We start from the raw sequence: 25,496 nt of genomic DNA, 5'->3' as shown, positions 1-25,496 counted from the left end.
GGGGGTTCGGGGTCGGTGCGGCGTTCCCATTCCGCGTACCGGCGGCGGAGGTCCTCCCGTTCCGCCTCCAGGGCGCGGACGGCCAGGGAGAGAGTGTCGCGTTCCTCGCCCAGGTCCGCCAGCCACGGTTCCACGACGGAGCGGGCCGTCTCCGCCACCTCGTCTGGGGTGCGGGCGGGCAGGGGTCCCTCGGACGGGTCGTGGGCGAGCGGGGCGAGCACCTCGTCCAGGGGCAGCCCGGTGAGCTCGCGCAGCCGCCCGGCCCAGGCTCCGGCCTCCTCCGCGTAGGTCTCCGACGCGGAGGCCGTCTCCTGCCGGCGCTGCTCCGCCCGGGTACGGGCGTACTCCACCTGGGCCTCCAGGCGCTCGCGTGCGGCGTCGGCCGCGTCCGCCTCGCGACGGGCCTCGTCCGACCGTTCGATGAGGGCGGCCAGTTCGGTGACGAAGCGGGCCCGGTTCCTGATCACCGGCTGTGCGGCGTCGAGCCGGGCGTCCCAGGCTTGCAGCGCGGTGGTGCAGATCCCGGTGTCGACCGCCAGCACCTCACCGTGCCGGATCAGGTGGAAGTCGCCGTCCGGGGCCGTCAGGTGGGCCGTGGTGGCCGGTGCGACCGGCGCGACCGGTGTCGCGACGGGCTCCCCGAGGTGCACGGGGTCCAGCCCGGCCCGCTCGGCTTCCCGTACCGACTCGGCGTGGGCGGTGCTCAGTTCGACCAGCTCCGCGCCGAGCCGCCCGGCCTCGGCGGTGAGGCGCCGCCCCGCCTCCTCCTCGCCCAGGTGTGCCTGGCGTACGGCCCGGAACGCTGCGTCGGCCGCACTGTGCAGGGCGGTGACGGTGGCGCGCTTCTCCCCCAGTTCCCGCAGGCTGCGGTAGCCGGCGCTCGCGTGGAGTGCGGACAGGTCCGTCCCGGCCGCGTCCTGCTCCGCCACGAGGTGGTCGATGCGGGCGTCGAGTTCCCGCTCACGTCCGCGGAGTTCCTCCACCGTGCGGGCCGCGTCGTCCGCGGCTCCGCGGTGCTTCCTCAGCCGCTCCAGCTCCGCGTCGGCCCGGTCCGTACGGCGGCGCAGCGCTCCGTGGAGGTAGCCGCGGTAGCCGGTGAGGAAGGCGTGCAGCGCCCGGTCGGTGCGTTCGAGGCGTCCGAGGTGGGCCCGGACGGAGTCCAGGTCGTCCAGGCTGCGGGCCACCTTTTCCACGACCTCGTCGTCGAGGCCGGGCAGGGTCTCGGCGAGGACCTGGACGAGTCCGCCGGAGTCGATGCGGTCGCCGATGGTGGGGCGGCGCAGCCGGTGCAGGAGGTGGAGCAGGTTGCGGTAGCGCGCCGGGTCGGTGAGGCCGAACAGGTCACGGGCGACCCTGGCCCGGTGTTCTACGGCGCGGTCGGTGACGTTCTCCGGGCCGACCAGCGTCTTCAGCCGGTCCACGGGGAGGGGCTGGCCGGCGGGGGCGAGGTCGAGGTCCTCGCCGACCCGCAGCCCGGTGGTGAAGAAGAAGGGCTTCGCCGTCCGGGTCGACTGCGATGCCCTGACGGCCGCGCCGACGGTCAGGTGCTGCTCGCCACTCTCCTCGTCCGTCCGCGCGAACTCCAGCCACAGGTAGCCCAGCCGGTTGGTCCGGGCGAAGCCGTCGAGCATCAGCCAGGCCAGGGTGGTGCGCCCGGTTCCCGTGGCGTCCAGCGCGCGGGCGTCGCCGTCGAGGAGGTAGGGCAGCAGCATCTCCAGGGCCTTGGACTTGCCGGCGCCGTTCTTGCCGCGCAGTAGCAGGCGGCCTTCGCCGAAGGTGAACTCCTGGTGGTCGTACTGCCACACGTTCCGGATGCCCGCGCGGTGCAGTCGGTAGCGGTGCGGGGACGGCGGGCGGTTCATCGGGGCGGCTCCTTGCCGGGGTCGTCCGTCGGGGACGGGGCGGTACGCGGGGTGAGCGCCACCGTGGTGGCGTAGCGGGCGGCCGCGGCGAGCAGGATCCAGCCACCGCCGGCGGGGTCCTGGCCGCGTGCGCCCGAGACGTCGGTGACGGAGCGGCCGTCGGCCGTCGTCCCGTCGTACTCCTCGGGCACGCCGTGGCCGTCCGCGCGGACCGGTCCGGCGGGTGCGATCAGGCGCATCCTCACGAGGAGGTCGAGTACGGCGGCGAGGAATCCGTCCCGGTCCTCCAGATGGCCGCGCTGCCAGGTGCCGCGTCTGCCGTACTCCTCGATCAATTCGTCGAGCAGGCCGGGGAGCAGCCCGGCCGGGACGGGTACGCCGATGACGAGCCGGCCGCCGACCGCCGGATGGCCCGGGTCCTCGGGTCGCAGCCGCTCGACCAGTCGTTCCACGAGGAGCAGCGCGGCCTGGGCGACCGTGCCGGTGCCCGGGAGACGGAGGTCGGTGAGTTCGTCGTCCGTGTCGATCAGGGCGATGCCCTCGGCGCGGATCTCGGCCTCCAGGCCGAGCAGTTCGGAGAAGGCCTGTGCCTCGCGCCGCTGTCGGGTGCGCAGCCATTCGCGTTCGGCGTCGGTGAGGTCGTCGAGGTGGACGACGGGGGTCTCGACGAGGCGCCGGCGGACGTACGTACGGGGCCCTCCGAAGCCGGGGTCGGCGGCCCGGCGCACGAGGTCCGCCCCGTCGCGGCTCTGGGTGAGCGGGCCGGCGACGACGGCTCGCGCGATGTCGCGGTCCACGGTGAGCAGTGCCTCCCCGGCCCGCTCCTCGGCGACGGCCGTCACCTGGCCCTCGGTCTCCACCAGGACGCCCCAGTCGACGAGTTGCCGCAGGGCGGCCGCCAGGGTCCGCCGTTCGGCCTGCCGTCCGGTGTCGGTGACGTCGATGCCGGCGTCGACGGCCGCGGCGCGCAGATCGGCGACCAGCCGGGAGAGCAGGAGCTGTTCCGGTGCGGTGACGAGGACGGACAGGGCGAGGGCCAGGTAGGCGTACGTCCGTGGGGTGAACGGCGTACCGGTCGACGGCCGTTCCAGACGGTGGCCCGAGCCGGGGCCGAGGCCCGCCTTGAACAGCCGGGCGTAGGAGGCCTCGACCAGCAGGCGGTAGCCGAAGACCTGCTGGAAGCGCTGGGCGAGCCAGTCGGCGTGGCGGCGGATCAGGGGGAACGCGTCGCTGTGCGGTCCGGTGCTGGTGACCAGCGGTTGGGCCAGCAGGAGCCGGGCGGCGGTGCGGCGCTCGGCCGCGAGGGCTACGTCATGGGCGGAGGGCAGGGACATCAGGCGCTCGCCTCCCCGGCCCCGGGCATCGGTTCCCCCACCGCGGGCGCGGACGTGCTCTCGACGGTCACAGTGAGGTCGTCCGTGGTCAGGTCGCCGTCCACGGACCGCAGGACGGTGGACAGGCCGGGCGTGCGCCACGCGGTCAGCCGGATGCCGAGGTCCGCGTCGGCCGCCTGTGCGCCGTCGAGCAGGAAGTCGCCTGCGTCCTTGTGCAGGCGGGCGTTGCCGAGGGCGGTGGTGAGCAGTTCCAGCAGCAGGCGCATGGCCGGGGCGCCGAGGCGCACCTGGTCGAACCGGCCGGAGGCGCTGCGCAGTTCGTCGGCCGCCGACCGACGGGCCGCGGCCTGCTGCCGGGCCCGCTCCATCAGGCGGTGCTTCTGCTCGGAGTGGTCCTCGGCCGCCGCCGCGCGTCCGCGCGGAGCCCGGCTGCCGCGTTCGCGCAGCGCCACCGGCACGTCCACCACGGGTCCGGTCCACCAGCTCACGTAGGCCGGCACGGACCGGTCGGGATGCGGCGCGACTCCCAGGTGCCGCGCGCCGTAGAGGCCGAAGGCGGCGACCGCCAGGTCGTGGGCCTCCTCCGGCTCCGCCGCGTCGAACCAGGCCGCCAGTCGCAGCAGGTCCTTGCGGCGGGACATCTCGCCCGAGGCCGAGCGCAGCATCCGCTTGGCGTTGGCGAGGAGGGAGTGCAGGGCTCGCAGGGTGGCGTCCCGCAGCTGGTCCACCTGGCTGGAGTGCGCTCCGCCGGTGGTGAACCACTCGCGCAGTCCCTCCCAGTCCGCCAGGTCCCGGCCGCGGCTGCGCTGCACCCGGGTCTCGGGCAGTCCGCCGGCGAGCGTTCCGATGCCCGCCGTGTGCTCGTCGATCCGGGCGAGCAGCGCGGGCAGGTGGGGTCGGACGGCGTCCAGGTGGGCCGCGATGCGCGGGGCCCGGAAGGAGACGTCCTCGGTGATGGCCTGCACGTAGTCGAGCAGCAGTTCCTTGAACCCCTGGTACTCGGCCGAGTCGAGGTCGTAGCGCGCCAGCACCTGGCCCAGGTAGGCGTAGAAGTCGCGGACGGACTCGGCGAAGCCGGTGAACTGGACGAAGAGGGTGCTGATCCGCTCCAGTGCCTGCTGCGGGTCCGCGCCGCCCGGCGTCGCGGCCATGGCGGCGATCTCGCGAAGACCCCGGTCGACCAGGGCCAGCAGCTCGCTGCTCACCTCGCGGGCCGCGTCCGCCCCGGACAGCACCTCGTCCGCGTCGCGCTGCACCCGCTCCCCCAGCTTGGAGAGCTGGTAGCGGCAGCGGGAGCGCTGGTACTCGGAGATGCTCGTCGCCCTGACGGTGTGGGTGCTGCGCAGCAGGTTGCCCCAGCGCACGAGCTCCTCGAGCCTGCGGGTGAGCGTCTCCGCGTCCGGTACCGTCCCCGGGCCGCCGCGCTCGGCCAGCTTGCCGATCAGGTCGGGCACGGACAGGTCCGCCAGCAGTGTGCCGCAGAACACGCGCATCACCGCGATGTACTCCAGGCGCTCGGGCGCGCTGAGGTAGGTGTACGCGCTGAGCCGCTGCCAGTCCTCCGCGTCCGTTTCCCGCCCCTGCGGTGCGTCTCCTTCTTTCCCCTCCACACCGTCGAGGCTACGGACCGCCACTGACAGCGCGAAATGGGGTGGCGAGGACCGACCCGGCATGCGTCATATTCGATCACATACGATCATGGTCGATCCCCTTCTCTCAGGGCCGGTCAGAGATCAGGGGCCGTGCCGCGATCCGGACGCCCACCACCTCGGACGCCTGCCGGTCCAGACAGGGCAGGCATCCGACGCATCCGGCAGGACAGGACGGCGGGCCGGAACCCGACCGCTGCCCGTCCGGGCCCGCCGGAAGGGAGTGCGGCACACGGCCGGCCCGGACCGTGCGTGCGGTCCGGGCCGGCCGTGTTTCGGGTGGAGCCGGCTCATCCCTCCGCAGTCGGCTCCTGGCTGAACGCCGCGTGGAAGCGGCGGGTGTGGTCGACCCGGCGTTCCGGGCCGGTCAGCGTGACGTTCGCCGTCAGGCGCGCGTCCGTGCTGGAGGCGGCCAGGCGGAGTTCGAGTGCGCCCGGTTCGACGATGCGGTGGCCGGCGCGGCCGGTGAAGGAGGCCACGTCGGCCGGGACCGTGACGTGGATCCGGCGGGCCTCGCCCGGGTCCAGCTCCACCCGGGTGTAGCCGACGAGGCGCTGCACCGGCTGGACGACGGTGGCGACCGGGTCGTGGAGGTAGAGCTGCACGACTTCGGTGCCGGACCGCTCACCGGTGTTGCGGACGCTGAGGGAGAGGGTGAACTCGCCGTCCGTGCCCGCCTCCTGGGCGTCCACCTCCAGGTCGCTCCAGGCGAACTCCGTGTACGTCAGGCCATGTCCGAAGCCGAAGGCCGGCGTCGGGTCGATGTTGGACACCTCGCTGGCCTGGGCGAGGCGGGCGCCGAGGTAGGTGGCCGGCGGGGATCCCGGGCCGCACGGCACGCTCACCGGGAGCCGTCCGGAGGGGGCGGTGCGGCCGCTGAGGACTCCGGCGATCGCGTGGGTGCCGGCGACTCCGGGGAAGAAGGACTGCACGATCGCCGCGGACTCGGCGGTGGCCCGGCCGAGCGCGTACGGGCGGCCCGCGAGGAGGACGGTCACCACCGGTGTGCCGGAGTCCAGCAAGGTGTCGAGCAACTGCTGCTGGACGCCGGGCAGGGCGAGGGACTCCGCGTCGCAGCCCTCACCGCTGGTGCCGCGGCCGAACAGGCCCGCGCGGTCGCCGAGTACGGCGATGACGATGTCCGCGTCGCGGGCCGTGTCCACCGCTTCACCGATGCCGGAGAGGTCGCCGTCGTCGATGCCTGTGCCGCGGGCGACCGTGATGTCGGCGTCGGGGAATTCGGCGGCCAGGGTGTCCCGCAGGGTGGGCAGGTCGATCCCGACGGGGACGTCCGGGTGCTGCACGCCCACGTGCCGGGGGAAGGAGTAGCAGCCCAGTACGGCGGTGGCCTCGGCCGCGTTGGGGCCGACCAGGGCGATGCGGCGGGGCCGGGCGAGCGGCAGGGTGCCGTCGTTGGTGAGCAGGACGACGGCCTTCCCGGTGATCTCGCGGGCCAGTTCCCGGTTCTCGGGACCGTCCAGGTCGATCTTGCCGCGCAGCGCTTCCGGGTCGTCCAGGTCGGCGCCGTCGAGGGCGGGCGGCACCGGACTCCAGTCCGGGTCGAGCAGGCCGAGCATCGCCTTCTGTGCGAGGACGCGGCGCAGGGCGCGGTCGATGACCGACTCCGGTACCCGGCCGTCGGTGACGGCCTCGGCGAGTGGCGCGCCGAACGTCTTGACGGTGGGCAGCTCGACGTCGACGCCGGCCGTCAGCGCGGCGCCCGCCGCGCCGGCCCAGTCGCCCGCGATGCCGTGCAGGGTCTTGAGGAAGGCGATGCCGAAGTAGTCGGCGACGACGGTGCCGTCGAAGCCCCAGGTGTCGCGGAGCAGTCCGGTCAGCAGGCTCTCGTCGGCGGCGGCGGGGACGCCGTCGGTGTCCGTGTAGGAGTGCATCACGGAGCGGGCGCCGCCCTCGCGGATCGCCATCTCGAACGGCGGGAGCAGGACGTCGGCCCGTTCGCGGGCGCCCATGGGCGCGGGGGCGAGGTTGCGGCCGGCGCGGGAGGCCGAGTAGCCGACGAAGTGCTTGAGGGTGGCGACGATCCCGGCGGACTCCAGACCCTGCACGTAGGCCGTGCCGATGGTCCCGACGAGGTAGGGGTCCTCGCCGATGGTCTCCTCCACGCGACCCCAGCGTGCGTCGCGCACCACGTCGAGGACGGGCGCGAGGCCCTGGTGGATGCCGACGGAGCGCATGTCGCGGCCGATGGCGGCGGCCATGCGGCGTACGACGCCGGGGTCGAAGGTGGCGCCCCAGGACAGCGGGACGGGATAGGCGGTGGCGCCCCAGGCGGCGAAGCCGGCCAGGCACTCCTCGTGCGCGACGGCGGGGATGCCGAAGCGGCCGGCCGAGGTGATGCGGGACTGGGTGCGCAGCAGGGAGAGCGCGCCGAGAGCCGGGTCGACGGGTGCGGTGCCGAAGGGGCGGGTCAACTGGCCCAGACCGGCGGGCAGAAGCGCGTCGAGATCGACGGCCTCCTCCATGTCGTGCTGGTGCGGGGCCACTTCGCCGCCGTTGGCGGACGCGCCGACCCACACGCCGTACAGCTGGGCGATCTTCTCTTCCAGGGTCATCGCGCCGATCAGCGCGTCGACCCTGGCGGCTACGGGGTGATCGGGGTCGTTCCAGAGGGGGGCTTCGGGGGTGGTCTCTACGGCCACGTCGGCAGTCACTTTCCTCCGACGCCCATCAGACCCTGGACCAGGGCGCGACGGGCGAACAGGTAGACGAGCAGGATGGGCACCATGGACAGCACCACTGCTCCCAGCAGACCGGGGATGTCGATGCCGTGTTCGGTCTGGAAGTTGTACAGACCCAGGGTGACGACCTTGGTGGAGTCGGACTGGGTCAGGACGAGGGGGAACAGGAAGCCGTTCCACGCCTGGAGCGCGGAGAAGACCACGATGGTGGACAGTCCGCCCCGTGAGAGGGGCAGCACCAGTTGGAAGAACATGCGCCTCGGGCTCGCGCCGTCCATGGCCATGGCCTCGTACAGCTCCGGGGAGATGTCACGCATCGCGCCGCTGAGGATCAGCGCCGACATCGGCAGGCAGAAGGCGGCCGTCGGCAGAATGACGCCGAGCAGGTTGTCGTACAGCCCGGCCTCGCTGATCAGGTAGAACATCGGCACGATGACGGCCTGGGCGGGGATGGCGAGGCCGAGCAGGAACAGCCGGAAGATCGCCGACGTGGTCCGGCCTCGGCTGCGTACGATCGCGTAGGCAAGCGGCGGGACGAGCAGCAGCACGATGCCGATGACGCAGGCGGTGACCACGAGCGTGTTGAAGAAATACTGGTCGAAGCCGGAGTCGAAGGCGCCGGTGTAGTTGTCCAGGGTGAAGCTGTCCGGGATGGAGACCGGACCGTTCTCCGCGTAGTCCTGGCGGGTGCGCAGGGTCGCGGCGATCATCACGTACAGCGGCAGGCCGACCACGATGAGCCAGAAGATCGAGCCGGCGCCGGCCAGGTAGTGGGGACGGCGCCTCATGACGAACCCTCCATGGTGCTGCGCATCTTGTCGTAGCCGGAGACCTTGACGACGACCAGCGAGATGATGGTGGCCGCGATGACCAGGACCAGGGCGATGGCGGAGCCGGTGCCGAAGTCGAAGCTCTTGAACGCCTTGTCGTACATGTAGTAGGCGCTGATGGTGGTGTCGGTGCCGGGGCCGCCCTGGGTCAGGATGAGGACCGTCTCGAAGGTGGTCAGGCCTCCGACGATCATCAGGATCATCGAGGTGATCATCGCGTTGCGCAGCTGCGGCAGGGTGATGTGGAAGAACTGCCGGTAGCGGCCCGCCCCGTCGATCTCGGCGGCCTGGTACAGCACTTGCGGGATGGCCCGGGCGGCACCCTGGTAGATCAGTGTGTGGAACGGGGTGAACTGCCAGGTGCTGACGAACGCCAGCACGCCGATGGCGGTGGCCTGTTCACCGAACAGGTTGCCGTCCCCGAACAGCCAGGCGGCGTCGGCCGGGATGCCGAAGTTGGGGTCGAGCAGCGCCCGCCAGAGCACGGAGACGGCGGTGGCGGAGAGCAGCAGCGGGATGAAGTAGATGACGGACAGCACGGCCCGGTTGCGCTGGTGGCCGGCGGCCCAGACGCCGAGCACGATGCTCAGCGGCGTCTGGATGGCCACGCCGAGCACGGTCAGCAGCAGGGTCAGCCAGACGCTGTTGAGCATCACCGGGTCGTCCATCAGGCGCGACCAGTTGTCCATGCCGACGAACTCGGGCGAGCCGAGCCCGTCCCAGCTCATGAAGGACAGCACCGCCACCATGATCAGCGGGGTGATCGCGAAGAGGGCGAAGAACACGGCGGCGGGCAGCGCCCAGGCGAAGCCGGGGCGCCCCACCGTCGTTGCGGAGGAGGCGGGCGGCCGCCGCCGGGACCCCTTGCGGGGGCCGGCGGCGGGCCGAGCGCTCGTGATCTTTGTGGTCATGAGCCGTTCGTCACTCGGTGGGGAGGGCCTGCATGGCCTTGATGAAGCCGTCCGCGTCGAGCTGTCCGTTGAAGAACTGCTGGATGGCCTTGTGCAGGTCGGAGCTGGACTTCTGCGGGTACGCCTGGTCCCACGACAGCTGGAACGACGGGGCGTCGGCGACCAGGTCGTACTGGAAGCGGGCGTACTCGGGGTTGCTGGCGGTGTCGATGAACTTGTCGGTGTTGGTCGTGGTCGGCAGGTTGCCGATCGCCAGCTGCTCCTTGACGAATTCGTCGGAGTACATGAGCTTCAGGAACTCGGCGACGGCCTCGGGGTGCTTGGTCTTCTTCAGCACCGAGTAGTAGTTGTTGGTGTTGCCGGCGGTGTTGGCCGGGTCGCCCTTGCCGCCCTTGACGGTCGGGAAGGTGCTGTAGCCGAGGCCCTTCTCGGCGAAGGCCTTGTGGTCCGTCAGCTGCTGGGAGTAGTACCAGGAGCCCATCAGCTCGAAGCCGGCCTTGCCCGAGGCCAGCAGCTGGACCGAGCCGCCGTTGGTGTACTTGACGGAGTCGTAGTTCTTGCCGAAGGCGCCGGCGTCCACGAGCTCCTTGATCACGCCCAGCGCCTTCTTGCTGTCCGCGCTCTCCCAGGCGCTCTTGTCGCCCTTGAGGGCGTTCGCGAGCAGCTCCGGTCCGGCGATCCGGTCGAAGAGGTACTGGAACCACATCTGCGTCGGCCAGATGTCGCCGCCGCCGAGCGCGATCGGCGTGACGCCGGCGTCCTTGAGCTTCTCGACCGCGTCGAGCAGCTCGTCCCAGGTCTTCGGCGGCTCGACGCCCGCGTCGGCGAGGACCGGCTTGTTGTGGAAGAGCAGGACCGGCTGGGTGCCGCGCATCGGGACGCCGTACGGCTTGCCGTCGACCACGGCGTTGTTGAAGACGGACGGCAGGAACTTGTTCTCCAGGTCCGGGTTCTTCTCGATAAAGCCGTCGAGCGGCAGCAGCAGGTCGGCCTTGACGAACGGCTTGATGCTGCCGCCGCCCCAGTTGAAGAAGACGTCCGGCGCCTGCGGGGTGCTGATGATCGTCTGCAGCTTCTTCTGGTAGTCCGCACCGGGGATGGTGTCGAGGACGACCTTGACGTCGGACGTCTTGTTGAAGGTGTCGACGAGCTTCTTCTCGACCTTGTTGGTCGCGTCCCCGTAGACCAGGACATGGATCTTGCCGTCGTCCGCCGACGCCCCGCCGTCGCCGCCACCGCAGGCCGCGAGAGTGACGGTCAGGGCGAGCGTCGCACCGCAGGCGACCAGTCTGGGCAAGCGCGCACGTGTCTTCATCGTTCGCCTTTCGAAAATTTCGGTCTCATCACCGAAAGTCCATGCCGTGGGACAGTAGGTCAGAGCGGTGTTTCGGTCAACGGTCGAGTCGGTACTCACCCAAACCGTTGTCGTCGCGCGGTGTCGTATCCTGCGCCTATGCACGATGACGACGAGGTGAGCGGCAGAGTCACCCTGGCCACGGTGGCGAAAGAGGCCGGCGTTTCGATGCCGACAGTTTCGAAGGTCCTCGACGGACGATCGGATGTCTCTCGCGCGACCCGGGCCAAGGTCGGACGGCTCCTGGACCTCCACGGCTACCGCCGTCGCGCCCAGCCGTCGTCCCGCTCCCCGCTCATCGAGATCGTCTTCCACGAGCTGGAGAGCATCTGGGCGATGGAGCTGATCCGGGGCGTGGAGAACGTCGCCAAGGAGAACCGTGCGACGGTGGTCCTCACCGAGAGCGGCACCCGGCACACCCCGCGCCGGAGTGGCTCCCGGGTGTGCTCCAGCGCCGCCCGATGGGCGTCGTACTGGTCTTCTCCACCCTCCCGGAGGACATCAAGCGCCAGCTCAGGGCGGCGGCCATCCCCTTCGTCGTCATAGACCCGGCGGGCGACCCCGACCCCGACGTCCCCTCGGTAGGCTCCGCGAACTGGGCCGGCGGTCTCGCCGCCACCCGCCATCTCACCGACCTCGGCCACGAGCGGGTCGCGATCATCACCGGCCCCGAGGACATGCTCTGCTCACTCGCCCGCCTGGACGGTTACCGCTCGGCGACGGCGATGGCGGGCCTGGTGGCCGACCCGCGTCTCACGCGCTTCGGCGACTTCCACGTGCAGAGCGGCTTCGAGCACGCCATGGATCTGCTGAAGGGCCCCGACCGGCCGACGGCGATCTTCGCGGGCAGCGACCTCCAGGCGCTGGGCGTCCTCGAGGCGACCCGGGTCACGGGCCTGCGCGTACCGGAGGACCTGTCGGTGGTGGGGTACGACGACGTCCCGCTGGCCCAGTGGCCGAGCCCGCCCCTCACCACGGTCCACCAGCCCCTGCGGCACATGGCCGAGGAGGCCTCCCGCATGCTCCTCCGCCCGGACGACCCGGGCGCGGCGGCCCAGCGCATCGAGCTGGCGACGCATCTGGTGGTACGGCAGAGCACGGCGCGGTACGAGGGGGCGTGAGACCGGCGCGCACAGCCGTTCCGCCGCCCGGCGGCCTCCCGCTACGGCCCGGCCGGCGGGGCCGTGAGGTGCCTGGGCAGCGCGGAAGGCGGCATGGGCGCGCGGTGCAGGACGTCCGCGCGCAGTTTCGTACCTGGGCGCCGCCGGCTGTCCTGCCTGATCGAGGTCCCGTGCTGCCGTACGCGCGGACGGCGCCGGAGGCTGCGTCACGAAGTCACGAAGTCACGAAGTCACGAACCGTGCCGGTCCGAGCTGTGGTTACGGCAGGTCGTAGCGTGTGAGTGCCCTGGCGAAGGGCTCGCCCGTGCGCCGGACGTACGTCATGCGCTCGCGGACCTCCCTCAGAGTGCGCGGACGGTACCCGGGCCCACCACAGCAGCCTTTGTGGAAGTGGACACCGGCGTGGAGGAGGACGGACAGCGTGCGCCAGGCCGCGGTGTCCCGGCGCCGGGGCGCCGCAAACGCCGCTCCCACGTGGACGAGCGGTTCCGCGCAGCGGGGGCACGTCCGGTGCGGCCGGTCCCTGTCGTAGGGCTGCTTGTAAGAGGCCCGACAGGGCAGGCAGACAAAAGAGGTCTTCGCGTGGCCCATGCGGCAAGGGTAGACAGCGCTCGTGCGCGGTTCCACGCGTTTTCCGGGAGCCGGGGGGCTGTCTGGACAGCTCCGGGGCTCTCACGCGCGGGGACGGCGTGCCGCGCACTCTTCGGGTGATCGTGTTACGGCCCGTCCCAGGAGTCTCCGCCCCCTCCGACTCCACGCTCCGGCAGGTCTCCGGGCTCGAGCCGCGCAACGCGGGCGGTTCGGGTCACCGGGCGTCAGAAGCCCTTGCTTGTCGGGCACATGGCCTCTTCGGGTGCGGGATTCCCTACACTCCCGATCATGAATACTTCAGACGTCCTGTCAGACGCCCCGGCCGACGCCGATCCCGCTCTCTTCGCCACCATGTCCACCATGCGGGCCATGCGGCGGCTGCGCCCCGAGCCGGTGCCCGACGAGGTGCTGGACCGGCTGATACAGGCGGCCGTCTGGGGCCCCAGCGGCGGCAACATGCAGCGGTACGAGTACGTCGTCGTCACCGACCCCGCGGTCATGGCCGAGCTCGCACCGCTGTGGAAGCGGTGTGTGGACGCCTACCTGGCCACGACCGGCAAGTACGCGCCCGCCGGCATGGACGAGGCCGCGTACGGGCGTATGGTCGCCGCCATCGAGTACCAGCGTGACCACTTCGCCGAGACGCCCGCGCTGGTCATCCCCTGCTACCGGTTCCCGGAGCCGAGGATCGAGGAGGAGGGCATGCGGCGCTGCGCCGAGGCGCTCGGCGCCGACGCGACCGCGCGTATGGGGCGGATCCAGGAGCGCTTCTCCGCCCTCGCGGAGGGTTCGTGCGTCTACCCGGGCGTGCAGAACCTGCTGCTGGCCGCGCGCGGCCTGGGCCTGGCCGCCAACATCACCATCTGGCACCTGTTCCTGGAGGAGGAGTGGAAGGCCGTCCTCGGCATTCCGGAGGAGATGAACACGTTCGCGGCCATTCCGGTGGGATGGCCGAGTGGCAGGTTCGGTCCGGTGAGCCGCCGTCCGGTGGCGGAGGTCGTGCACCGCGACCGCTGGTAGGCCACCGCAGCCGGGCGGGTTCGTGCGGGTACGGTCCCGTGCCCGCCCGGTGCCCGGTCAGCGGCCGGTGGCACGCTCCCCGCGCAGCCGGCGCAGGACGACCAGGAGGTCCACGAAGGCCGTCAGCGCCAGGAACGCGCAGACGGCCGAGAGGAAGATCAGCGGGCCCCGGCCGGGGCTGTCGTCCGGGCCGGCGTCCGCGGCCCAGACGCCGAAGAGGACGCAGCCCGCGACGAAGAGGGGCAGGAAGATCCCGGCGAGGGCCAGGCGCAGACGCAGGGGGCTGCGGGCGGTGACCGGCTCGGTGCCGGTCCGGGGGAAGCGCCGGCCGATCGCTCCGGAGCGGGAACGGGGGACCCGCTGCCCGGTCCGGTCGGTACGTTCCTCACGCATGCCGCACACCTCCTCGGCCGGCCGCCGTGCTCGGAGGTGCCGGGTAGCCGAGGGGGACTCGGGCAAACCGGTATCCGGGCAGCCGCCCCGGGTACTCGTGCGGCGACGACCGCACCATGAGGAAGGACCTCGCCTCATGCATCACGACGAGATCATCGGCAAAGTGCAGGCTCTCACCCGGCTGCCGGACCGGGGATCCGCCGAAATGGCGACCCGTGCCGTGCTGACGACGCTGGCCGAACGGCTGCCGGCCGGGCTGACGGGCCATGTGGCCGCCCAGCTGCCACCGACCCTGGCCGCCCCCATGCGGCAGGCCGAGGATGCCGCGGGCGGGGGCGAGCGCTTCGGTCTGACCACGTTCACCGGCCGGATCGCCGGCCGTGCGGGGACGGACGAGGACGCCGCGCTGCGGGAGGCCGCCGCCGTACTGGAAGTGCTCGACGCGGCGCTCGCTCCGGAGCTGACGGAGAAGGTGGTGGCCGCGCTGCCCAGGGACATCGGTGCGCTGCTCCCCGCGGGGCGGGCCGCCGAGGGATCCGGCTGAGGAGGTGAGCGGGCATGGTGTCCGCGTCCGTGACGGTTCCCTCGGGCGGGGCGGACCTGGCCGGGGACCTGGAGATTCCGGCCGGCGCGCGCGGCATGGTGCTGTTCGCGCACGGCAGCGGCAGCTCACGGCACAGCCCGCGCAACCGGGCCGTCGCCGCCGCGCTGCGGTCGGCGGGGTTCGGCACGCTGCTCCTGGACCTGCTGACCGTGGACGAGGAGAGCGAGGACGCCGCGACGGGAGAGCACCGGTTCGACATCGGGCTGCTGGCGCGGCGGCTGGCGGACGCGGTCGACTGGCTGGAGCGGCGCCCGGACACCGTGGATCTGCCGGTGGGGCTGTTCGGGGCGAGCACGGGTGCGGCGGCGGCGCTGGTGGCGGCGGCCGAGCGGCCCCGGCGGGTGTCGGCCGTCGTGTCGCGGGGCGGGCGTCCGGATCTGGCGGGAGACGCGTCGGCGCTGGTCGCCTGTCCGGTGCTGCTCGTGGTCGGGGGTGACGACGGGACGGTCCTCGGTCTGAACCGCCGGGCCGCCGAGCGGCTGGCCGGCGAGCACCGTGTCCATGTGGTGCCCGGCGCCACCCATCTCTTTCCCGAACCGGGAGCGCTGGAGGAGGTCGCCGATCTCGCCGCCGACTGGTTACGTGACCATCTATGACGGCTCGCCCCCGGTCCGGCGGTTCAGCCGGTGCTGCACGAGACCGTCGGCCAGTTCCAGTCGCCGTTGGTCTGAATCGTCACCCCCCAGTTGTTGCCGCTGCCGTTGGACCTGGCGACGAGCGTCTGGCTGTCGGGGTAGGACGCGCTGACGTTCCAGGTCGCGGCGACCTTCGCAGGGGACGGCACGCGCATCGTGACGGTCCAGTTGCTGGAACCGCTCACCGAGACGTTGAGGTTGTAGCGGTCACCGAACTTCTCGCCGGCCGACAGCGTCGCGTTGCAGCCGCCGTTGCCACCGCCGCCACCGGTGTCGCCACCGCCACCGCCACCACCGCCGGAGCCCTCGCTCACCGTGATGTTGGAGTTGCCGCTGCTCTGGTAGCCCTCGGTGGCCATGATCATGTAGTTGTGGCTGCCCAGGTTCATGCCCTTGCTCGCCCAGGCGTCGAAGTGGTTGCCGCTGGTGATGGTGCCGCCCGTGCGCCTGGACTGCCGGACGCTCCAGTACTGGTCGAAGGTCCTGGTGCCCTCGATCGAGGGGGCGTTGTACCGGGTCGTCTTGTAGATGTCGTACGTGCCACCGTCGCTGTTGACGGTGCCCTTGTACTCACCGGTGGGCCGGTAGGTGCCCCAGTTGTCGACGATGTAGTACTCGACGAGCGGGCCGGTGGTCCATCCGTAGAGCGTCAGGTACGCGTTCCCGGACGGGTTGAAGGAGCCGGAGTAGTTGACGGTCTTGCGCCCGCCGGTGCTCCAGCCCTTGCCCGCGACGAAGTTGCCGGTGTTGCTCCACTGGGTTGCGTAGTTGCCGCCGGAGCCCAGGTCCATGGAGACGGTTCCCTGGGCGTCGGTCCAGAAGGAGTACCACCAGCCGTTGTTGGTGCCGGTCTGGTTCGTGGTGACGGCGGCGGTGGCGGTGGTCGCGGTCAGGAGCAGAGCGGTGACGGCGGCCAGCACGATGGTCCAGACGCTTCGGACGCTGAGCAGCAGGCGGCCGCGTCTGCGGCCCTTCGGGTGGGTGGACACGCTCATGTGGTGCGCCTCCTGTGACGGCTCGAGGGGGAGGTCGATTGCCGGACAGTGTTGGTCTGTGCGCGTCAACCGTCAATAGTTTCGGTGAATGTTTCGAAATCTTCGCTTGATCAAAGACCGGCGATGATTCATATTTACGCAGGTCAACACGAATGTTGAACCGGTCAATCTTTGCGTTCGCAGCATGGGGGCGGAACAATGCCGAAGATTGACTTGTAGTCACCGAATATTTCGAAGCGTCCCGGGACGGACTCACGGCTCGACCGGTCGGTGCGGCCGGAACGCCGGCGTCTCCTGGCGGACTGGGGGAAACGGCTCTGCGTCACGGCCAGTTGACGTGAAACCGAAGTCCTCGGCGAAGGGGCCGGATCGCTCTCCCGGGGGCATGGCGAAAATCGTCTCCCCGGTGCGGCGTGCGGGAATTCCGGGAGTGCTCGCCCCTGTGTTCCGGATTCCCGGGGTACCGCGGTTCCCGCTGGCCAGAGACGTACGGCGGGCCTCGTGGTGGCCGGAGCGGTCGACATGCGCGGCCCCGTCCGGAACGGTGCCGCGCGGGAGGAAAATGCCCTTCAAGGTTTCCTGGAAAGCCCCGGGAAAATGACTTTTCGCGGTCCGGACGCCGCGTTCACGCCACCGGGGCGGTCCTCGTCCGGCGCCGGCCCGGGGCACTCGGGGGTGAGCCCCGCCGGCGCCGTCTCACGTGGGGGTCGTCCAGCGCGGGGCCGTCTCCGCCCAGGCCGTGTCCCAGTGGGCCAGGTTGCGGCGGCGCAGCACGAGGCCGGTCAGTGCGTGGGCGGCGGCGCCGGTGAGGGCGACGCCGATGGCGGTGAGGAGCGCCCAGCCCATGGTGCGGCTGCGGATCTCCTCCGAGGTGAGCGGCCGTTCCGTCGCCTCGCCGTCGGCGGTGATCCAGATGCGGACGGTGTTGTCAACGGTCAGCCCCGGCCGGACCTCCGCCCGGGTGGTGCGGGTGCGGCCCTCGCGGGTGACGACACGGACCTCGACCGGGTAGCGGGTCTGCTTCTCCTCGTCCGAGCCTGGCTCCGGGTGACGGGGCGCGTCCTCGGTGAGCGTCGCGTTCGTCTCGTGGCGGGTCTGGAACTGGTGGCGGGCGGTGTCCTCGTAATGGCCGCGTGCGGCGTCGCCGACGAGGACGGCGGCCACGGGTGCCGCGCCCAGGACGGCGATCAGCACGCCGAGGCCGATCCACGTCTGGAGCCGGTCGGTGCGGCGGCGCAGGGGGTTGCGCCGCCAGCGCCACAGCACGGGGCGTGGAGGGGGACCGGGGGGCAGCTGTGCCGGGGGGATCTCGCCCGCCACGTCGTCTCTCCTCTCGTGCGTGAGCCGCCGGCCCGTGCAGGAGTCCGCGGACCCGTGCGTGAGCGCTCGGCAGCCGGGTGGGGTGGGTCAGAGGGTTCCGTCGGCGGAGGGGTGGTGGTGTGCCGAGGCGAGGAGGCCCGCGGCGCCCCGGACGGCGGCCGTGTGCGGGGACGGCACCGGCTGGACCGCGCAGCCGAGGCTGTCGGGCAGCTCTCGGGTGACGTCGGGGCGCAGCGCGCCTCCGCCGGCCAGCAGGACGCCCCGGCGCAGCGCGGTGCGGGTGAGCGCGGTGCGGTCCTGCCGCAGCATCGCCGTGACCATCCCGGTCACCGCCTCGGTGATCAGCCCGGGTGCCGTGTCGTGGGAGAGGTCGCCGGTGCCCAGCGCGGTGCGGCGGGCGTCGGTCACCGCGCCGTCGGCGAGCAGCACCACCTCGGTGAGGTGGGCGCCGATGTCGACGACCAGCAGGGGACGGACGTGGTCGGCGCCCGCGGCCAGCGCCACCGCCCGCGCGCCGGGGACCGTCAGTACGGCGCGCGGGCGGAGGATCTCCACGGCGGTGCGGGCCGCGGTCCGGAAGACGAGCCCGTCCAGGACGGGTGCCGTGACGACGACCAGCGGGCGGCCGATCCTGGGCAGCCGGTGCCCGAGCAGCCGGTCCAGCATGCGGGCGGTGCCGGCGGTGTCGACGATGGTGCCGCGCTGGATGGGGTGGACCGCACCGGTGCCCGGGAAGGTCACGGTGGGCACGTCGAGGACCATGCCCCGCCCCGCGATCCACGCGCGGGTGCGGGCGCTGCCCAGGTCGAGAGCGATCCCTGAGCAGCGCCTGCACAGCGGCCAGTGCCGGTGACGCACGGGTGCCGGCCGGGGGTGCCGGATCGCGGTCACCGGCCGGCCTCCCTCACCTGCTGGCAGCGCCCGCAGTAGCGGGCCTGGGGGACGATCAGCAGGCGGTGGCGTTCGACCGGGCGGCGGCACAGATGACATGTGCCGTAGTCCCCGGACTCCATCCGGGCGAGCGCCGCCTCGACGTCGGCGAGCACCATGCGCGCGGAGGCGGCGAGTTTGACGCCGACCTCGATCTGGGCGGCGTCCGCCCGCCGGCGCCGGTCGTCGGCGCGGGTCGTGGAGGCGAACTGCCGCAGCTGTTCCTCCCGGAACAGCCGTTGCTCGTGCAGGTTCTCGCGCAGCGCGGCGAGGTCCTCGGGTGTGAGGTCCGTGTCGGGCTCGTCGATGGTCTGGTGGGTCACCACTGCACCCCTTGGGCAGAGCGGGAGAGAATCCGGGACGGGAGGGGCGGAGGGCGTCAGGCGCGGCTCTGGCAGGCGACGCAGTAGCGGGTGTGCGGGAGGATCTCCAGCCGCTCCGGGGGAACGGACTTCGAGCAGCCCAGGCAGGTGCCGTAGGTGCCGTCCGTGACCCGGGCGAAGGCCTCGTCGATCTCCTTGAGGACGCGCTTGATGGCGTCCTTCTGGTTCGACATCAGGTGGTCGCCGGGGTTCTGCCCGGTTTCGTCGAGAGCCTTGAGCTGTGCGAGCCGCGTTGTCCGGGCGTGCTCGAGCCGCTGACGGACCTCGTCGGCGCCCGGGTGGACGGTACGCGGTTCGGTGCGGGGCAGGTCGAGCGACACGGAAGGCCTCCTCAAGACGTACGGGTGATGTCTTCACCATCGCCCGGTTCCGGCCCGGCGCCCATCGGGCGCGGTACCCATCTGTGCCGGGTCCGAGGACCCACCCCGTGCGGCATGGGTCCGGCGGGCGGGCGGAAATGGGGTGCGGGGCCCATCGACCCGGGCGGTCCCCGCCGTGCACGCTGGCCGCTGTCCGCCCGGGACAAGGGGGCCGCCGCCGCGGAAGCGCGCGCGGTGACCGACAGTAGAGGCAGACGAGAAAGAGGAAGGCGTGACCTCCGTGTCCCTGTACTGGCGGATCTTCGGGCTCAACGCGGTGGTGCTGGGCAGCGCCACCGCGCTGCTGCTGTGGGCTCCGGTGACCGTGTCCGTTCCGGTGCTGCTCACCGAGGCGGTGATCCTGGTGGGCGGGCTCGTCGTCATGCTCGTGGCCAACGCGGCCCTGCTGCGAGTCGGGCTGGCCCCGCTGGACCGGGTGACCCGGCGGATGACCACCGTCGACCTGCTGCGCCCCGGTCAGCGGCTGCCGGTGCGCGGCCGCGGCGAGGTGGCCGAGCTGGTCAGCGCCTTCAACGCGATGCTGGAGCGGCTGGAGGAGGAGCGAGTCTCGAGCAGTGCCCGCGCCATCCTGGCCCAGGAGGCCGAGCGTCGCCGTATCGCCCAGGAGCTGCACGACGAGGTCGGACAGAGCATGACCGCCGTACTGCTGGCCCTGAAACGGGCCGCGGACGAGGCGTCGGAGCCGCTGCGCGGTGAGCTCCAGCAGGCGCAGGAGATCACCCGGGAGAGTCTCGACGAGGTCCGCCGGCTGGTGCGGCGGCTGCGTCCGGGGGTACTGGACGATCTCGGCCTGGTGAGTGCGGTGACATCCCTGGCCACCGAGTTCGCCACGCACACCGGACTGCGCGTGCGGCGCCGCTTCGACGCCGATCTGCCCGTCCTCGACCACGAGGCGGAGTTGGTGATCTACCGTGTGGCGCAGGAGAGTCTGACCAACGCCGCCCGGCATGCGGAGGCACGGAGCGTGGAGGTGAGCCTGCGCGGCGGTGACGGACGTGTCGTTCTCGAGGTGGCCGACGACGGGCGCGGCATCGGTGCCGCGCGGGAGGGTGCCGGTCTTCGCGGAATGCGGGAACGGGCACTGCTGATCGGCGCCATGCTGGACATCTCGAGTCCGGACGGGGCCGCCACGGCCTCGGCGGCCTCCACCACAGGAAACGGGACACGTATCCGGCTCTCCGTGCCCGCCGTCAGGAAGCAGCCATGACCCATCAGGACACTCCCGCCGACCACCGGACGCAGCCGAAGATCCGGATCCTGCTCGCCGACGACCACGCGCTGGTGCGGCGCGGGGTGCGGCTCATCCTCGACCGTGAGCCGGATCTGGAGGTGGTGGCCGAGGCCGGTGACGGTGCGGAGGCGATCGCCATGGCCCGTACCCATGACGTCGACCTGGCGGTCCTGGACATCGCCATGCCGCGGCTGACGGGGCTGCAGGCCGCGCGTGAGCTGACCGCGCTGAAGCCGGGGCTGCGCATCCTGATGCTGACGATGCACGACAACGAGCAGTACCTGTTCCAGGCGCTCAAGGCGGGCGCCGGCGGCTACGTGCTGAAGTCCGTCGCCGACCGCGATCTGGTCGCCGCCTGCCGGGCCGCGACGCGGGACGAGCCGTTCCTGTACCCGGGGGCGGTGACCGCCCTGATCCGCAACTACCTCGACCGGGTGCGGCACGGGGAGGAGGCGCCGGAGCAGTTGCTGACCCCGCGCGAGGAGGAGGTACTGAAGCTCGTCGCCGAGGGCCACTCCTCGAAGGAGATCGCCGAGCTGCTGTTCATCAGCGTCAAGACGGTGCAGCGGCACCGGGAGAACCTGCTGCACAAGCTCGGGCTGCGGGACCGCCTCGAGCTGACGCGTTACGCCATTCGCGCCGGGCTCGTCGAACCTTGACCACCGGCCCGCGGGGGCGTGTCCCCCACTCTCCGTTCCGCGCGGCCGCGGCGGCCTTCGCCGCCTTCGCAGCCGTGCTGCTGGCCCTGGGCGTCACCGGCGGCGCCGAGTTCGTCCCCCGCGCCGGGCCCCCCGCGTCCGTCCCGCCGGCCTCGCCCGTCCCGTCGTCGTCCTCCTCCGACACCCGTCCGTACAGCGACGACGCCTACGTCTGTGCCCGCGCGCTGCTCACCCGGCTGGAGCGGGACGCCGGTGAACGTACGGTGCACGCCGGGCGTCTGCTCTTCACCGCGGCGCACACGCCTCTGATACCGCCCCGCCCGGCCCGTCCCGCGCCGGTGGCCGGACACGCGCCGCCCGCCGCCGCGCACATGCCGTCGGATCTGGGGCGGGCACCGCCCGCGACCTCCAGCACCTGACCTTTCCCTCTACCTTTTCCGTGTGCCTGCTGGAGGCATCTGTGAAACGTCCCGCCCGCGTCAGGGCGTTGTTCGCGCTCGCCGTGATCGCCGCATCCGTGTTCATCGCCGTCACCGTTCCGGTCCGTCTGGGCCTGGATCTGCGGGGCGGCACCCAGATCGTGCTGGAGACCCGTTCCACCGAAACCGTGAAGGCCGACGCCGAGGCCACCAACCGCACCCTGGAGGTGCTGCGCGGCCGCGTCGACGCGCTCGGTGTGGCCGAGCCGAGCATCGTCCGCTCCGGTGAGAACCGGATCATCGTCGAGCTGCCCGGCCTGCAGGACCCGCGGCAGGCCGCGGACGTCCTGGGCCGTACCGCGCAGCTCTCCGTCCACCCGGTGCTCGGTGTCGCCACCGCGGCGGACAAGCCGCAGGAGAAGGGCGAGGAGATCCTGGCCGACGAGTCCGGGGAGCGGCTCCGGCTGGGCCCCGCCTCGCTCAGCGGCCAGGACGTCGAGGACGCCGAGGCGCTCTTCGACCAGCAGACCGGCGCGGGCTGGCACGTCACCGTGGACTTCCGGGACGACAAGGGCTGGGCCAAGCTGACCGGTGAGGCCGCCTGTCACCCCGCGGGTGATCCGCAGCGCCGGGTCGCGATCGTCCTGGACGACAAGATCATCTCTTCGCCCCAGGTCGACCCGTCCGTCTCCTGCGGCGCGGGCATCACCGGCGGGTCCACCCAGATCACCGGTTCCTTCACCAGCGACGAGGCCAAGGAACTGGCCCTGCTGGTCAAGGGCGGCGCCCTGCCGGTGCCGGTCGAGACGGTCGAGCAGCGGACCGTCGGTCCGACGCTGGGCGCGGAGGCCATCGAGGCCAGCGCGTGGGCCGCCGTCGTCGGCACCGCCCTGACCGCCATCTTCATCATCGTCGTCTACCGTCTGATGGGCGTCCTGGCCACCCTGGCCCTGATGTGCTACGGCCTGATCTCCTACGCCGGTCTGGCGGCCCTCGGCGCGACCCTCACCCTGCCCGGTCTGGCCGGTTTCGTGCTGGCGATCGGTATGGCGGTGGACGCCAACGTGCTCGTCTTCGAACGGGCGCGGGAGGAATACGGCAAGCGCAACCGGCCGAGCAGCCGCTCGGCCCTGACAGCCGGTTTCAAGGGCGCGTTCAGCGCCATCGCGGACTCCAACGTCACTACGCTGATCGCGGCGGTGCTGCTGTTCCTGCTCGCCTCCGGTCCGGTGAAGGGCTTCGGTGTCACGCTGGGCATCGGTGTCGTCGCGTCCATCATCAGCGCCCTGGTGATCACCCGGGTGCTGGCGGAGTTCGCCGTGGACCGCAAGTGGGTGCACCGGCGGCCGGGGTTCACCGGTCTGGCCTCGATCGGCCGGGTGCGTACGTACCTCACCCGCCGCAACCCGCAGCTGATGCGGCGTCCGCGCCGCTGGCTGGCGGTGTCCGCGGTCGTGCTGGCCGTCACCGCCTCGGGCATCGTGGTGCGCGGGCTGAACTTCGGTGTGGAGTTCACCGGCGGCCGCCTGATCGAGTACTCCACCAGCACCACCGTCGACCCGGACCGGGCCCGGGAGGCCCTGGCCGACGCCGGATTCCCGCAGGCGGTCGTACAGTCCTCCGGCGACGACAACGTGACGGTGCGCACGGAGGAGCTGACCAACGCGGAGGCGGTCGAGGTCGCCGACGCCATCGCCGAGGTCGGCGGCGGGGCGGAGAAGGTCCGCGACGAGCTGATCGGTCCGAGCCTCGGCGACGAGCTGCGGCGCAACGCGCTGATCGCGCTCGGTCTGGCCCTCGCGGCGCAGCTGCTGTACCTGGCCTTCCGGTTCCGCTGGATGTTCGGTACCGGCGCGGTGGCCGCGCTGGCGCACGACGTGATCATCCTCACCGGTATCTTCGCCTGGCTGGGCAAGCCGATCGACGGGGTCTTCCTGGCCGCGCTGCTCACCGTGATCGGATACTCGGTGAACGACTCCGTGGTGGTCTTCGACCGGATCCGCGAGCTGTGGCGGAAGGACAGCAAGGCTCCGTTGGCCGACGTCACCAACCAGGCGATCCTGCAGACGGTGCCACGTACGGTCAACACCGGTATCGGTGTGATCTTCATCCTGGCCGCGTTGGCGCTGCTGGGCGGCGACTCGCTCACCGACTTCGCGCTCGCCCTGCTGATCGGCATGCTCGTGGGCACGTACTCGTCGGTTCTGACCGCCTCGCCGCTCGCCATCGAGCTCGATGCCTTCGCCGGTGACGGTGACGGCAAGGGTGGCCGGGGGCGGGGCCGGGGCAGGGGCCGTGGTCGCGCCCGGTCCGGACGGGTGAAGTCCGGCGCCGGGGCCGGGAAGGAACCGGGCCGGGCCGAGGCCACCAGCACCGGTAATTGACATCCTCGCCGCCCTGAAGGACGGCGATTCCCGCCTGCCGCGCCGTTGCAGGCTGCGGTGTCGAGTGGGTTCCTGCTTCGCCGCGCGGTGCCGGGACGAGTCCCGGTCTTACCTGCGCTCCACAGGCTGACACGGCCAGTCCGGCCGCCCTGGCGATGTTGACCGCCGCGTTGATGTCCCGGTCCAGGACGGCCCCGCAGGCCCCGCAGGTCCACACACGGACGTGCAAGGGCTTGGGGCCGTCCTTCACGCCGCACTGCGAGCACACCTGAGACGTGGGCTCGAAGCGGCCGATGCGGACGAAGGTGCGCCCGTACCGTGCGGCCTTGTACTCCAGCATGCTCACGAACGCCGACCATCCGGCGTCGTGCACGGACTTGGCCAGGCGCGTGCGGGCGAGCCCCTTCACCGCCAGGTCCTCCACGGCGACCGCTTGGTTCTCGCGGATCAGCTTCGTGGAGAGCTGGTGGTGGAACTCGCGGCGCGCGTCCGCGACACGTGCGTGTGCCCGTGCGACGCGGACCCTGGCCTTGTCCCTGTTCTTGCTGCCCTTCTCCTTGCGGGACAGGTCCCGCTGGGCCTTCTTGAGGCGCTTGGCGGCCCGGCGCAGGAACCGCGGGCTGTCGGCCTTCGTCCCATCCGAGAGGACCGCAAAGTGCCCCAGCCCGAGGTCGATGCCCACCTCGGGCATCGACTGCGGCAGCAGTTCCCCGGGGCCGGTCTCGACGACGAAGCTCGCGAAGTACCGGCCCGCACTGTCCTTGACCACGGTCACCGTGGACGGGGTGGAGGGCAGGGATCGGGACCACTTGACCTTCAGGTCGCCGATCTTCGGCAGACGCAGCTTCCGCCCAGGTGTGATCGACCAGCGGGCGTTCGCCGTGAACCGCACGGACTGCCGGGTGTCCTTGCGGGACTTGTACCGGGGCGCACCCATACGCGGGCGCTTGCCCTTCAGCCCGTCGAAGAAGTTCCGGTACGCGGTGTCCAGGTCGCGCAGCGACTGCTGGAGGACGACCGCCGAGACCTCGCCGAGCCAGGCCCGCTCCGGGGCGTTCTTCGCCTCGGTGATGAGCGCCTTCGACAGGTCCCCGGTCTTGGGGAACGGCAGCCCCTGGCTGCGGGCGGTCTCCCGGGCGCGGAGCGCGTCGTTGTAGACCACCCGCGCACACCCGAACGCCCGTGACAACGCGCTGCACTGACCGGCGCTCGGGTACAGGCGGAAGCTGTACCGAAGCTGCACGCCGATCATGCTACACAGTTGGTTTATGGGTATCGATGAGAACGTTCGTACAGGTCGCCACTGCATCTTCCGCATGCACGTCCACTTGGTTTTCGTGACGAAGTACCGGCACTCCGTCTTCGGCGACCGGCACCTGACGCGGTGCGAGGAAATCATGCGGGCCGTGTGCGAGGACTTCGAGGCCGAGCTGGTCGAGTTCAACGGCGAGAACAACCACGTCCACCTCCTCGTGAACTTCCCGCCGAAGGTCGCCGTGTCCAGGCTGGTGAACTCCCTCAAGGGCGTGTCCTCCCGACGCCTCCGTCAGGAGTTCCCCGACCTCGTCCGCCATTACTGGCGGGCACAACGTCTGTGGTCCGGCTCGTACTTCGCCGGGTCGGCCGGCGGTGCACCGCTCAGCATCGTGAAGCAGTACACCGAGCAGCAGAACCGGCCGCTCTGACCCGGGTTGAGGTGAACAGTGCCAATCCATGCACACGGCTGAGGTCAGAGCAGTTCTCAGATTCGCTTCACCACCGGGCTGAAGCCCGGTGCACTGCGAATAGTCCC

Annotated in this window: 22 protein-coding genes and 2 pseudogenes; 9 read left to right on the top strand and 15 right to left on the bottom strand. The window is 71.6% G+C overall.

Going from position 1 to position 25,496, the window contains the following annotated elements:
- The 7 genes from B9S61_RS32990 to B9S61_RS32960 form a co-directional block, all read right to left on the bottom strand.
- A partial coding sequence (locus B9S61_RS32990) for a TIGR02680 family protein (protein ID WP_258039982.1) occupies positions 1-1,862 on the bottom strand: 1,862 nt, incomplete at its 3' end.
- Entirely contained in the window at positions 1,859-3,196 is a 1,338-nt protein-coding gene (locus B9S61_RS32985) for a TIGR02678 family protein (RefSeq protein WP_103545468.1), read from the bottom strand. The genes B9S61_RS32985 and B9S61_RS32990, both read right to left, overlap by 4 nt.
- Entirely contained in the window at positions 3,196-4,806 is a 1,611-nt protein-coding gene (locus B9S61_RS32980; RefSeq protein ID WP_258039981.1) for a TIGR02677 family protein, read from the bottom strand. Before B9S61_RS32980 ends, B9S61_RS32985 begins: the two co-directional genes overlap by 1 nt.
- Positions 4,807-5,135: 329 nt before the next feature.
- Positions 5,136-7,517 (bottom strand): beta-glucosidase, encoded by a 2,382-nt coding sequence (locus tag B9S61_RS32975; protein WP_103545467.1) that lies wholly within the window; start codon positions 7,515-7,517, stop codon positions 5,136-5,138.
- Positions 7,514-8,332 (bottom strand): carbohydrate ABC transporter permease, encoded by an 819-nt coding sequence (locus B9S61_RS32970; protein WP_103545466.1) that lies wholly within the window; start codon positions 8,330-8,332, stop codon positions 7,514-7,516. Before B9S61_RS32970 ends, B9S61_RS32975 begins: the two co-directional genes overlap by 4 nt.
- The gene (locus tag B9S61_RS32965) at positions 8,329-9,285 is read right to left on the bottom strand and encodes a carbohydrate ABC transporter permease (protein WP_103545465.1); all 957 of its coding nucleotides are present in this window, start codon (positions 9,283-9,285) and stop codon (positions 8,329-8,331) included. Before B9S61_RS32965 ends, B9S61_RS32970 begins: the two co-directional genes overlap by 4 nt.
- 10 nt (positions 9,286-9,295) lie before the next feature.
- A complete protein-coding gene (locus tag B9S61_RS32960) occupies positions 9,296-10,600 on the bottom strand; it encodes an ABC transporter substrate-binding protein (protein ID WP_103545464.1) in 1,305 nt (434 codons plus the stop codon).
- A gap of 207 nt (positions 10,601-10,807) precedes the next feature.
- Between B9S61_RS32960 and B9S61_RS32955 the strand changes: the two are divergent.
- A pseudogene (locus B9S61_RS32955) lies at positions 10,808-11,760 on the top strand (LacI family DNA-binding transcriptional regulator).
- 258 nt (positions 11,761-12,018) lie between these two features.
- On the opposite strand, the gene B9S61_RS42855 reads toward B9S61_RS32955, so the two are convergent.
- Positions 12,019-12,351 carry a deoxyxylulose-5-phosphate synthase gene (locus B9S61_RS42855; protein WP_103545463.1) on the bottom strand — a complete coding sequence of 111 codons (333 nt, stop codon included), beginning with the start codon at positions 12,349-12,351 and terminating at the stop codon, positions 12,019-12,021.
- Between the two features lie 288 nt (positions 12,352-12,639).
- Between B9S61_RS42855 and B9S61_RS32945 the strand changes: the two genes are divergently transcribed.
- Entirely contained in the window at positions 12,640-13,371 is a 732-nt protein-coding gene (locus B9S61_RS32945) for a nitroreductase family protein (protein WP_103545462.1), read from the top strand.
- A gap of 57 nt (positions 13,372-13,428) precedes the next feature.
- On the opposite strand, the gene B9S61_RS32940 is transcribed toward B9S61_RS32945, so the two are convergent.
- A complete protein-coding gene (locus tag B9S61_RS32940) occupies positions 13,429-13,764 on the bottom strand; it encodes a DUF6343 family protein (RefSeq protein WP_103545461.1) in 336 nt (111 codons plus the stop codon).
- Between the two features lie 136 nt (positions 13,765-13,900).
- On the opposite strand from B9S61_RS32940, the gene B9S61_RS32935 reads away from it, so the two are divergent.
- Together B9S61_RS32935 and B9S61_RS32930 are read left to right on the top strand one after the other, a co-directional pair.
- Entirely contained in the window at positions 13,901-14,308 is a 408-nt protein-coding gene (locus B9S61_RS32935; RefSeq protein WP_103545460.1) for a DUF2267 domain-containing protein, read from the top strand.
- A gap of 14 nt (positions 14,309-14,322) precedes the next feature.
- The gene (locus B9S61_RS32930) at positions 14,323-14,964 is read left to right on the top strand and encodes a dienelactone hydrolase family protein (RefSeq protein WP_103545459.1); all 642 of its coding nucleotides are present in this window, start codon (positions 14,323-14,325) and stop codon (positions 14,962-14,964) included.
- Between the two features lie 23 nt (positions 14,965-14,987).
- On the opposite strand, the gene B9S61_RS32925 is transcribed toward B9S61_RS32930, so the two are convergent.
- From B9S61_RS32925 to B9S61_RS32905, 5 genes are all read right to left on the bottom strand, one after another.
- Entirely contained in the window at positions 14,988-15,998 is a 1,011-nt protein-coding gene (locus B9S61_RS32925; RefSeq protein ID WP_103545458.1) for a glycoside hydrolase family 11 protein, read from the bottom strand.
- Between the two features lie 696 nt (positions 15,999-16,694).
- Positions 16,695-17,318: a hypothetical protein gene (locus B9S61_RS32920; RefSeq protein ID WP_103545457.1), complete on the bottom strand. Its 624-nt coding sequence runs from the start codon at positions 17,316-17,318 to the stop codon at positions 16,695-16,697.
- 87 nt (positions 17,319-17,405) lie between these two features.
- On the bottom strand, positions 17,406-18,209 hold the full coding sequence (locus tag B9S61_RS32915; protein ID WP_258039980.1) for a rod shape-determining protein: 804 nt from the start codon (positions 18,207-18,209) through the stop codon (positions 17,406-17,408).
- Complete coding sequence (locus tag B9S61_RS32910) at positions 18,206-18,574, bottom strand: TraR/DksA C4-type zinc finger protein (RefSeq protein WP_103545455.1); 369 nt, start codon at positions 18,572-18,574, stop codon at positions 18,206-18,208. The genes B9S61_RS32915 and B9S61_RS32910 overlap by 4 nt, the downstream gene beginning before the upstream one ends.
- Positions 18,575-18,627: 53 nt before the next feature.
- On the bottom strand, positions 18,628-18,951 hold the full coding sequence (locus B9S61_RS32905; RefSeq protein ID WP_103545454.1) for a TraR/DksA C4-type zinc finger protein: 324 nt from the start codon (positions 18,949-18,951) through the stop codon (positions 18,628-18,630).
- Between the two features lie 271 nt (positions 18,952-19,222).
- Here B9S61_RS32905 and B9S61_RS32900 point away from each other — a divergent pair, with 271 nt between their 5' ends.
- From B9S61_RS32900 to secD, 4 genes are read left to right on the top strand one after another with little or no spacing between them, the layout of a single operon-like run.
- Positions 19,223-20,218, top strand: coding sequence for a sensor histidine kinase (locus tag B9S61_RS32900; protein ID WP_103545453.1), 996 nt, complete (start codon positions 19,223-19,225; stop codon positions 20,216-20,218).
- Entirely contained in the window at positions 20,215-20,901 is a 687-nt protein-coding gene (locus tag B9S61_RS32895) for a response regulator transcription factor (protein ID WP_103545452.1), read from the top strand. Before B9S61_RS32900 ends, B9S61_RS32895 begins: the two co-directional genes overlap by 4 nt.
- Positions 20,898-21,320 (top strand): hypothetical protein, encoded by a 423-nt coding sequence (locus B9S61_RS32890; RefSeq protein ID WP_103545451.1) that lies wholly within the window; start codon positions 20,898-20,900, stop codon positions 21,318-21,320. The genes B9S61_RS32895 and B9S61_RS32890 overlap by 4 nt, the downstream gene beginning before the upstream one ends.
- Positions 21,321-21,361: 41 nt before the next feature.
- The gene (secD, locus tag B9S61_RS32885; protein WP_181007640.1) at positions 21,362-23,704 is read left to right on the top strand and encodes a protein translocase subunit SecD; all 2,343 of its coding nucleotides are present in this window, start codon (positions 21,362-21,364) and stop codon (positions 23,702-23,704) included.
- Positions 23,705-23,741: 37 nt separating this feature from the next.
- Here the strand turns inward: secD and B9S61_RS32880 are convergent.
- Positions 23,742-24,947, bottom strand: a pseudogene (locus B9S61_RS32880) (RNA-guided endonuclease InsQ/TnpB family protein); the annotation flags it as partial.
- Between the two features lie 25 nt (positions 24,948-24,972).
- Between B9S61_RS32880 and tnpA the strand changes: the two are divergent.
- Positions 24,973-25,389, top strand: coding sequence for an IS200/IS605 family transposase (gene tnpA / locus B9S61_RS32875; protein WP_103542771.1), 417 nt, complete (start codon positions 24,973-24,975; stop codon positions 25,387-25,389).
- Positions 25,390-25,496: the final 107 nt, after the last annotated feature.

Origin of the sequence: Streptomyces sp. SM1 (assembly GCF_002910825.1) — a bacterium.
Lineage (GTDB): Bacteria > Actinomycetota > Actinomycetes > Streptomycetales > Streptomycetaceae > Streptomyces > Streptomyces okerensis.
The sequence above is the reverse complement of the archived record's forward strand: the minus strand, read 5'-3'. Positions and strand labels throughout refer to the sequence as shown.

Coding starts and splice junctions, on each gene's coding strand:
- B9S61_RS32935 (WP_103545460.1), top strand. CDS start 13,901: ATGCATCACGACGAGATCATCGGCAAAGTGCAGGCTCTCACCCGGCTG.
- B9S61_RS32985 (WP_103545468.1), bottom strand. CDS start 3,196: ATGTCCCTGCCCTCCGCCCATGACGTAGCCCTCGCGGCCGAGCGCCGC.
- tnpA (WP_103542771.1), top strand. CDS start 24,973: ATGGGTATCGATGAGAACGTTCGTACAGGTCGCCACTGCATCTTCCGC.
- B9S61_RS32930 (WP_103545459.1), top strand. CDS start 14,323: ATGGTGTCCGCGTCCGTGACGGTTCCCTCGGGCGGGGCGGACCTGGCC.
- B9S61_RS32960 (WP_103545464.1), bottom strand. CDS start 10,600: ATGAAGACACGTGCGCGCTTGCCCAGACTGGTCGCCTGCGGTGCGACG.
- B9S61_RS32965 (WP_103545465.1), bottom strand. CDS start 9,285: ATGACCACAAAGATCACGAGCGCTCGGCCCGCCGCCGGCCCCCGCAAG.
- B9S61_RS32945 (WP_103545462.1), top strand. CDS start 12,640: ATGAATACTTCAGACGTCCTGTCAGACGCCCCGGCCGACGCCGATCCC.
- B9S61_RS32940 (WP_103545461.1), bottom strand. CDS start 13,764: ATGCGTGAGGAACGTACCGACCGGACCGGGCAGCGGGTCCCCCGTTCC.
- B9S61_RS42855 (WP_103545463.1), bottom strand. CDS start 12,351: ATGGGCCACGCGAAGACCTCTTTTGTCTGCCTGCCCTGTCGGGCCTCT.
- B9S61_RS32925 (WP_103545458.1), bottom strand. CDS start 15,998: ATGAGCGTGTCCACCCACCCGAAGGGCCGCAGACGCGGCCGCCTGCTG.
- B9S61_RS32970 (WP_103545466.1), bottom strand. CDS start 8,332: ATGAGGCGCCGTCCCCACTACCTGGCCGGCGCCGGCTCGATCTTCTGG.
- B9S61_RS32895 (WP_103545452.1), top strand. CDS start 20,215: ATGACCCATCAGGACACTCCCGCCGACCACCGGACGCAGCCGAAGATC.